Raw genomic sequence first — 9,855 nt, forward strand, 5'->3', positions numbered from 1 at the left:
GCACTCAACTTGATTGCAATCTATAACCCGAATGCAACGGCGACCATGATTGATGGTGGTTTCTTCCAAGAAGAAGTTGAAGAACGCAAAATCTTAGCTGTACCGATGGTGTTTCAAGACAATGAACATATTGGACAAGGTCGCATGACTTTGGAAGAAATCGTGGCGAAGCTAGATACCAACTCAGCTGAAAAAGATGCCGCAGCACTCAATGCCAAAGATGCTTTTGATGTATTGGTGATTGGTGGTGGCCCTGCAGGTGGTACAGCAGCGATTTATGCAGCACGTAAAGGGATCAAAACAGGTATCGTCGCTGAACGTTTTGGTGGTCAGGTCATGGATACCATGGATATTGAGAACTTCACGACGGTTCAAAAAACCGTAGGTCCGAAGTTTGCTCAAGATATGGAAGCCCATGTACGTGAGTACGGTGTGGACATCATGAATTTGCAACGTGTCAGCAAGATCACAGGTGCAGATCAGACAGCCAATGGTCTGGTTGAAGTTGAATTGGAAAATGGGGCTAAGCTTGAATCGAAAACCATTATTCTTTCAACAGGCGCACGTTGGAGAGAAATGAATGTACCGGGTGAAGCGGAATACCGTACCCGTGGTGTGGCGTACTGCCCACACTGTGATGGCCCATTATTCAAAGACAAACGTGTTGCGGTGATTGGTGGTGGTAACTCTGGTGTAGAAGCAGCGATTGACCTTGCAGGAATTGTGGAGCATGTGACGTTGGTTGAGTTTGATACCAAGCTTCGTGCAGATCAAGTGTTGCAAGACAAGTTAAACAGCTTACCGAATACCACTGTGATCTTAAATGCGCTCAGTACTGAAGTGGTCGGAGATGGTGCTCAAGTGACGGCGTTGAAATACAAAGATCGCGCGACTGATGTTGAACATACAGTTGAGCTTGCAGGAATCTTTGTGCAGATTGGTTTATTACCAAACACAGATTTCTTGAAGAACAGTGCGGTTGAACTCAGCAATCGTGGTGAGATTGTGATCAATGATCGTAATGAAACCAATGTCAAAGGTGTATTTGCTGCGGGTGACTGTACCACCGTGCCTTACAAGCAAATCATCATTGCGACAGGTGAAGGTGCCAAAGCGTCTCTATCCGCTTTTGATTATATGATTCGCTCTGATGTGTAAATGATTTGATTAAAAAAGCCCCAATTGTTTGGGGCTTTTTTAGTGTGCTTAATTCTTCGGTTTATATAAACCATGATCAACTAAATGTTGGCGTAAGATGCGACGAAGTTCTAACACAGCTTCGGGCGTTTCTTGAATAGAGTGACCACCCGTGAAGATCTTCTCGGAAACAGCACCATCTAAATGTGCACTCTTATAAGGAACAATCCCGTCTGTAATGACATTTGGATCATCACTTTTAGTAATATTGCCCATAATAGAATGAAAAACTAAGCCTTTTTCGGGTGGGATACTAGCTGTCAGTTCCATAAATTTAGATTTTTTACTTAGATCACTTGGTCCATTTTGAATGACATCATTCGTTAGTGTTTTGACAAAGTCTTTTAAATCAACATCATAACTGGCCAGCGTATCTGCAAGGGTCGTTAAGAAAGTTGCAGGAATTTTAATAATTTTTCTTGCTGCTAAAGTAAACCATCGGTCTGCATAATCTGTACCTCGGTGTGGTGCTGCGAGAAAAATAGCTCGATCAAAATTTTCAATTGGTTTCATTTTGAGTCTTTCACCAATGACAGCGTGTTTTCTTAGACGTGTTTGTTGGCGATTATTCATCAATTCTAAAGCTTGTTTAGAAATATCTGCATCACTCACTAAAAGTCGACTAATAATTCCACCCATACTATGCCCAATTAAAACTGCATCTTGGGCTGCTGCATCTTTGGGATTAAGTGAACCAAATGCTTGTTTTAATAAAGCATAAATTTGAAAACGGCTTTCCAAAATTGGCATATTGGTAGAGTAAAAAATTTGCCAAACTTGATAATGTTCTCTTAATATTGCATCACCCATAATGTCATTAGTTACCGCAATCCATGCTTCAGGACTACTTGCCAGACCATGTACTAATACAATGATTTTCTTATTCGGGTTATAGGGTTCCAGCATATAGAGATGCGGCATTGCCAAATGCTGATCGCGGTCAATTAAGGTCAAATACGCAGCCGCACCTAAATTGTTTTCTGCTAGCCATAAACCATAGGGTGCAGAAAAATTTGCTGCTAATGAATATGGTTTACCGGCAATCTCTACTTTCTCAATACTATAAGGATCATAAACCTTAATTTCAAAATTCGGATTTGTTAAAACATCTTCTATCGTTGCATTCGATTTTTTCGGTTGAGCAATAATTGTGGCTGCTAAATAGCGTGCTTTATGAATATTAGGATTTATCCCTTTAGGATAATCATGGGTTAAAGGATTAAGAATGTATTTATTTTCTTGTGATAATGAGTCTGTCGATGGAAAAACTGCGACAAAATCAGAACCGAAACCATCACGGCGGTTAATTGCTCTTAATCCAGAAAAATTCATGTTATAACTGGAAATGAACTTCTCAAGCTTCATGTCCTGTAGGCGTTGATAAGACTGAATATCAAGGGTATAGGTGCTTTTGCCAATTTTAATTGTTGGGGTAATATTGGTGGTGGGATTTCTTAGACTATGCACATTCACCAACTGGGTCAGTGCCTGATTGTAGAAATCCCGAATCTGGACTTGTCGGTTATCAAAAATTCGCTCCTGTGGTTTTCGGGCGGTTTTAAATAAATAGGCATAGCTATAGCGGATACTTTTATCCAGATTTTCCAGTTGCTGATCTAAACAGTTCTCATAATTTTTCTGGATAATTTTCTGGTCATCTTCAGACTTATGCTTGGTTAGCTTACTTACTTTACATTCAGATGAATCTGAAAGTGCCATAGATTTGGCCAGATAAAGCTCACTTGCGGTTGAGAGCAACTGTTCATCCTGTATTTGCGGGATTTTATGCAGATCGGCAATACATTCGTTTGGTGTCTGTGAGCAGACTTTGGCTTCCTTGCCCGACATGGACAGGACATTGAGGCTGGCTTCACTCAATTTGTTCTGGGTTAAAATGCTGTTACGTTCGTTGGCAATGGTGACATCAATCGCCTGTTGTTTAAGGCTGACCACCTGACAACCGCCGACCACCATCGTGCTCAGCAGGGTAATAACAAAGAGGCGACAATTTGGAGTAAATGCGAGCATCGGAATTCAGCAAATTAAGTGCGAAGATTAAAGCTATAATACGAAAAACGGCTGCTTTTTCAATCGGCATAAAAAAATAGACTACCTTAAGCAGTCTATTTTTACAAAAATCTGAATCAGTTCAGCACTTGCCATACGTTCCAGCGCTTACCAGATTCGACTTCGCTAATCAGGCGGTCAGCCACTTCAGCTTCATCTGGATATTTCACTTTATAGTTCTTTAAGGTCTGGATGGCATTTTTCTTTTGTTCTAGCCAAAGAAAATTGTTTGCGGCAGAAAGATAGGCTTCTTGTACACCGCCTTTAATCGCTTTATCTAGATATGGAATCGCTTCACGTTGACCGCCACCTTCAGATAGACCAAAACCAAACCAGAAATTAGTTTCAGGGTCATTTGGGTTAATCGCAAGAATACGCTGTGCGTAGTTGAGAGATTTTGTTGTATAGGCTGTACCTAAGTCCATATTACGTGCCATAACGCTTGCTTTAAATGCACGAGTAAGTACATCCAGAGAAGCATTGGGCTTTTCTGCTAAAGCATCGAGTTTCTGCGTAATTTCGCGAAGTTTTGCCTCATAACCTTTACGTTCTTGGCGTTCTGTAAAACGTGGTGGATAGTGACGGGCCTTGCCTTCAACCAGTTGCAGGAAATCATCAATTTCAGTCACATCAACTTCATTATCGCCTGCAAGCACGGCATATCTCATGTTGCGCTGTTTGCTGTTGACCGTTGGCACAATCAGTTTGTTCACTTCAAGTGTGGTTGATTTTGATGGGTCATTCTGTAGGCTTACCACCATTTTGGTCACAGGCTGTGCTGTTGCATCCTTAATTGCAAGCTCAAAACTTGGTGGCGCATCATATTTAACTGGATTTAAAGCGTAAAATGGGGGAGTTGGATCAGGTTCTTTGAATACAAAAGGTTGGGGTGCCGCAACTTCTTTTTTTACAGGAGGTGGTGTACTACATGCAGTTAAAACAAAAGTTGAAAGTACAAGAAGTGCCAAAGGCTTAAAATTCATGCTTTACATCCATTAATTTTAGTGAATTAACTAGGTCGGTCGTTGGTTTTACCAGTCTAGGAAAAGCAAAACCAACTTGCAACGAGAAGCTTGTTACATTTTTTATAAATTGGATTAGTTCGAAGAAGTTTTGCTCTGAGCTTCACATTCACGTCTAACTTCTTCAATAATTTTAAGTTCTTCTTTACTAAATGGCTGGGTCTTCTGTTTTTGACCGTTAAATGTTGGGTCTAGTAGCGAGAGGCGCTGGCAAAGGGTATTCATGCGCTTTTCATTTTGCTGCATCCGATCCAGTAAAACACGAATACCTTCTAAAATTGGGTCTGACTGATCCTGAGTGGTGGCATAAGGCTGGAAACCGATGCTTTCAGCATAATCACGGCGGCGTGCTTCATCCTGCTCAATCTGGGTTTTATCCTTGAAAATGTATCGTGCAGGGTTGCCAACAGCCGTTACACCTTCAGGAACTTCTTTGGTGATGACTGCATTTGAGCCAACTTTTGCACCTTTATGGACGGTAAAGGGACCGAGGATTTTAGCACCTGCACCCACCACCACACCATCTTCAAGCGTGGGGTGGCGCTTGCCTTTATTCCATGTTGTGCCGCCAAGCGTTACTCCATGATAAAGCGTGACATCATCACCAATTTCAGCTGTTTCACCAATGACAACGCCCATACCATGATCGATAAAAAAGCGTTTACCAATTTTTGCGCCAGGATGGATTTCAATTCCTGTTGCAAAGCGGCTAAATGAAGAGAGTAAACGTGCTGTACCTTTGTACTCTTTTTTCCAAAGCTCATGTGCCATACGATGCATGATCAAAGCATGAATACCAGGATAGGTGGTTAGAACTTCGAGTGTATTTCGAGCAGCAGGATCACGTGCAAATACAGCCTCGATATCTTCTTTAAGCTGTTTAATCATTGGGCATGATCCTCCGAATTGGTTTGTTTCCATGAGCCTTTGGCTAAAGCCTGTACGCGGCTGAAAATTCCGCGCAATAAATGATATTCCATACGATCTAATTGTATCCTTCCGAACAGGCGACGTAAGCGTAATGGAAGTAAACGAGGATTATTTGGATCTAAAAATTCGATTTCAGTCAGCATTTTTTCTAGATGAGGATAGAATTCTTCCATTTGTTTTTGTGTTACTAATGGCTCATCCCATTCCATGCTCTGTTGTTGTTTAAGTTGCATGTGATCATCTGGAACAACAGTCATTTGTTGCGTATTTTGTTCGAGTGCAGCCATTCTCAACTCATAACAAATGACTTGAATCGCTTGTGCGACATTTAAAACACCATACTCAGGATTAACTGGGATGGTTAAGTGATAATTGGCTAAAGCAAGTTCTTCATTGGTGAGACCACGGTCTTCACGACCAAAAACAATAGCGATATTTTGTTGTTGAGTTGCAGCTTGTAACGCTTCTTTTGCAGCAGGACGTACGTCCAGTAACGGCCATGGAATGGTACGACTACGTGCGCTGGTTCCAAACACGAGATGACAGTCTTGAATAGCTTGCTCTAAAGTATCAACAATTTCAATTTTTTCAATTAAATCCTGTGCACCCGCTGCTAAAGCATCAATATCTGGGTGTGGATAGGTTTTAGGCGCAACTAAAACGAGTTGAGATAAACCCATCGTTTTCATTGCGCGTAAGGCACTACCAATATTGGCTGGTAGGGTGGTATTGACCATCACAATACGCACATGATCCAAGTGTTTAGACACGTTATTTGAGTCAAACAGATTCATATATCATCCAAAATTAAGAGTATTGAGAGATTTCAGCTTGATACAGATCAAGTGCTTCATCTATAGACATGTTTTCAGGTGGTGGTGCAACTGTCGTTACTTTAGGCGCTTCTGCTACCTTTGCAGCTTTTGACTTCACTTGATATTCAATAAAAATCGCGTCTTTACCAAAATAATCACGTAGCTTGCCTAGCAACTCATCTAAAGGTGCGACTTTCCATCGCGGACCTAGATGCAACTCTGCTGTCGCAAAGCTTTGTTCAAGTTGGATTTGTAAAGCAATATGCTGACACATATCGACATTGCAATAAGGTAATAAAATTGCCTGTAAATCTTTGGCTAAAGATTTGGTCATTAAATCTTGAGGGAGACGAATTTGAATACTTTGGGCACGCTTTTGGCGGATATCATTTAAATTAAACGCTTTACTTAAACGCGCCATTGGGCGATCAAAGCCTTCACGTTCGTAGATTTCGCCTTCGATAACAATGACTTGTTCTAGACGAACGATTTCTTTATAACGTTGAAAACGCTCATGATTACAGCTGATTTCCACACGAGCAGTACCATCATCTAGTGTAATCATGATACGGTTCGGGAAGTTGGCAATATCAACGACTAAACCAGCAAAGACGGTCGTGACACCACGACGAGTAGGTGTTAGTTCATTTAATTTTGCTGGAATAAACGATTTTAATTCTGGACGATAGACATCAATCGGATGACCAGTGAGATACAATCCAAGCGTATCTTTTTCACCTTTAAGGCGAACTTCGTCTGACCACGGTTTCACAGGTTTAGCAGGTTTGCGTTGAACTTCTTCAACTTCACCAAATAAATCCATGATACCCGTTTCGCGGTTACTTCGTGCTTGTTCAGCCGCTTGAACAGCTTCAGGTAATTGAGCCATTAAGCTTGAGCGTTCAATGCCTAAACAATCCAATGCACCTGCACGAATTAAGGCTTCTAAGGTACGTTTATTGATTTTTTTCAGGTCGATTCGATGACAGAAATCAAATAAATCCTTGTATGGGCCTTCATTGATGCGTGAGTCGATGACCGATTGCATCGCTTGTTCGCCGACACCTTTAATTGCACCGAGACCATAAACAATGGTTTTCTCATCACTAGCATGGAAATGATACAAAGACATATTTACGGAAGGCGGTAGCACTTCTAATTTATTATTACGGCAGTCATCAATTAAAAATACGATACTGTCAGTATTCTGCATTTCTGATGATAAAACCGCCGCCATAAATTCTGAAGGATAATGTGCTTTTAACCATGCAGTGTGATAGGCAACAAGGGCATAGGCTGCGGCATGTGATTTGTTAAATCCATAACCTGCGAACTTTTCCATATAGTCGAAGATATGGTTTGCTGTCGCTTCATCAATCTCTTTTTTTGCAGCACCTTCAATAAAGATTTGGCGCTGTTTAACCATTTCTTCAGGTTTCTTTTTACCCATGGCACGGCGAAGTAAATCTGCACCACCAAGTGTATAGCCTGCGCAGAACTGTGCTGCCTGCATCACCTGTTCTTGGTAAACCATTATCCCGTAGGTAGGTTCAAGTACGCCTTCTAGCAATGGATGTAGATATTCGAACTCACCACCATGCATACGATGGATAAAGTCTGGAATTAGATCCATTGGACCGGGGCGGTATAAAGAAACGAAAGCAATAATTTCTTCAAATTTACTCGGTCTTGCTTCCTTGAGCATTTTTTTCATGCCGACGGATTCAAACTGGAACACCGCAGTTGTATTTGCGTCCGCAAAGACTAAATAAGCATCCTTGTCATCTAATGGAACATTTGCAATTTCGAGAGGAATTTCAGATTTGATTCTTTTATTAATATTTTGAACCGCATCTTCAATAACTGTGAGGTTACGCAAACCTAAGAAGTCAAATTTAACCAGACCTGCTGCTTCAACATCATCTTTATCGTATTGCGCAACACGACTTGTTCCATCTGCTTCACACAGTACCGCTGAATAATCGGTAATTTTTCCGGGTGCAATGACTACACCACCTGCGTGTTTCCCTGTGTTTCGTGTAATGCCTTCGAGCTTAAGTGCCATTTCCCAAATTTCAGCAGCATCATCATTATCAGGGTTTGATGGGTTGGTCACGATGTCTTTGAGCTGTGGTTCCATGTCAATCGCAGTGACTAGATCAACGCCAAGCGGCTTGGTCGGAATCATTTTGGAAATACGGTCAGCCAGACCATAAGACTTACCTAAGACACGTGCAACATCTCGGATTGCGCCTTTTGCAGCCATCGTACCAAAAGTCGCAATCTGTGAAACGGCTTCACGACCGTATTTTTGTGCGACATATTCGATTACTCGGTCACGACCTGCAATACAGAAATCGACGTCAAAATCGGGCATTGAGACACGTTCAGGGTTTAAGAAACGTTCGAAAAGCAAATCATAACGTAATGGATCTAGATCAGTAATTTTTAAACTGTAGGCAACTAATGAACCAGCACCCGAACCACGGCCAGGACCTACAGGCACACCATTATTTTTGGCCCATTGAATAAAGTCCATGACGATCAGGAAGTAACCCGGAAAACCCATTTTTAAAATAATATCAACTTCGTACTTGATACGATCATCATAAGGTTTACGAATTTCAGCCCAATCTTCATCACGTTCAGCAATAGGGTAAAGGTGATTTAAGCGTTCCTCTAAACCTGTACTAGATAAATGTTCGAAATAAGTGTCGATGGTATAGCCATCTGGGATCGGGAAATCAGGTAAGAAATAAGTCCCGAGTTGTAAGGTAACATTACAACGTTTGGCAATATGGTAGGTATTTTCAATGGCACTAGGGATGTCTGAAAATAGTTCAGACATTTGCTCACCAGTTTTAAAGTACTGTTCAGAGCTATAATTCTTAGGACGTTTATCGTCACCAAGGACATAACCATCGGCAATACACACACGTGCTTCATGTGCTTCAAAATCATCTTGTTCAACAAAGTGAACATCATTATGTGCAACGACACCAATTTGATATTTAGCAGCGAGTTTAACGGCTTGTTGAATAAAATCTTCTTCACCAACACGTTCAGTACGTGTTAATGCTAAATAAACACGATTACCAAACTTTTCAATCCATGCTTCTAATAAAGGTTCTGCTTTTTGTGGATTGGATGAACAAAGTATTTTGCCAACATCACTATGCTGTCCAAGCAATACAATTAAATCTTCTGATTGTTCAAGTATCCATTCTTTTTGTACGCATGGGATACTAAGTTGTTGTCCTTCAATAAAGCCCCGAGATACGATTTCTGTTAGATTTCGCCAACCTTTACTGCTCATAGCTAATAAGGTTGCGCGGTGCTCTGCGTCATTTAGTCGAATGACACTGCCTAAAACAGGTTTAATGCCTTTTTTTAAACAAGCTTCATAAAATTTCACCGCAGCGTGCAAGTTGGATAAGTCTGTTAATGCAAGCGCAGGCATGTCATCTTTAACGGCAGCTTTGACCAAATCAGGTATGCGAACAATCGATTCCGTAATCGAAAATTCTGTATGGATACCGAGATGAACAAACCGCATAGAAGGACTATCCTTTTTCAAAGCAATGCATAGTTTAGCATGCAAACCGAAAATGGCATGCTTAATATTTTGGCAAACTGTCTATTTGTGTTGTGCTTTTTATAAATTAACTCTGTACACGACAAATTTCATAGGGCCCTTGTCCTATCAGGCTTTTTCTTCCTTAAAATTGCGAGCACTTTCTTAAATTCTTCTTTTTTTCCAAAACCAATCAAACGTAGAATAGCCATTTGAACATAGTCCAAACCGTAGCGAAATAAACTTACTG

The 9,855-nt window shown here is 41.0% G+C and carries 6 protein-coding genes and 1 pseudogene; 1 reads left to right on the top strand and 6 read right to left on the bottom strand.

What is annotated here, in order from left to right:
* Positions 1 to 1,158, top strand: a 1,158-nt coding sequence (ahpF, locus tag CDG56_RS15920; RefSeq protein ID WP_143225736.1) for an alkyl hydroperoxide reductase subunit F, incomplete at its 5' end; no start/stop codon positions are given.
* A gap of 48 nt (positions 1,159 to 1,206) precedes the next feature.
* Here ahpF and CDG56_RS15925 read toward each other — a convergent pair.
* From CDG56_RS15925 to CDG56_RS15950, 6 genes and pseudogenes are all read right to left on the bottom strand, one after another.
* The gene (locus CDG56_RS15925; protein ID WP_087548404.1) at positions 1,207 to 3,225 is read right to left on the bottom strand and encodes an esterase/lipase family protein; all 2,019 of its coding nucleotides are present in this window, start codon (positions 3,223 to 3,225) and stop codon (positions 1,207 to 1,209) included.
* A 116-nt stretch (positions 3,226 to 3,341) separates the two neighbouring features.
* A complete protein-coding gene (locus tag CDG56_RS15930) occupies positions 3,342 to 4,247 on the bottom strand; it encodes an ABUW_2363 family tetratricopeptide repeat lipoprotein (RefSeq protein WP_087548405.1) in 906 nt (301 codons plus the stop codon).
* A gap of 114 nt (positions 4,248 to 4,361) precedes the next feature.
* The gene (gene cysE, locus CDG56_RS15935; protein ID WP_005160644.1) at positions 4,362 to 5,174 is read right to left on the bottom strand and encodes a serine O-acetyltransferase; all 813 of its coding nucleotides are present in this window, start codon (positions 5,172 to 5,174) and stop codon (positions 4,362 to 4,364) included.
* Positions 5,171 to 6,010, bottom strand: coding sequence for an RNA methyltransferase (locus CDG56_RS15940; protein WP_005160643.1), 840 nt, complete (start codon positions 6,008 to 6,010; stop codon positions 5,171 to 5,173). The genes cysE and CDG56_RS15940 overlap by 4 nt, the downstream gene beginning before the upstream one ends.
* Before the next feature lie 13 nt (positions 6,011 to 6,023).
* Positions 6,024 to 9,587, bottom strand: a complete 3,564-nt coding sequence (gene dnaE / locus CDG56_RS15945; protein ID WP_087548406.1) for a DNA polymerase III subunit alpha — start codon at positions 9,585 to 9,587, stop codon at positions 6,024 to 6,026.
* Between the two features lie 128 nt (positions 9,588 to 9,715).
* Positions 9,716 to 9,855, bottom strand: a pseudogene (locus tag CDG56_RS15950) (IS4 family transposase); the annotation flags it as partial.

This window comes from Acinetobacter sp. WCHA39, assembly GCF_002165385.1.
Taxonomy (GTDB): domain Bacteria; phylum Pseudomonadota; class Gammaproteobacteria; order Pseudomonadales; family Moraxellaceae; genus Acinetobacter.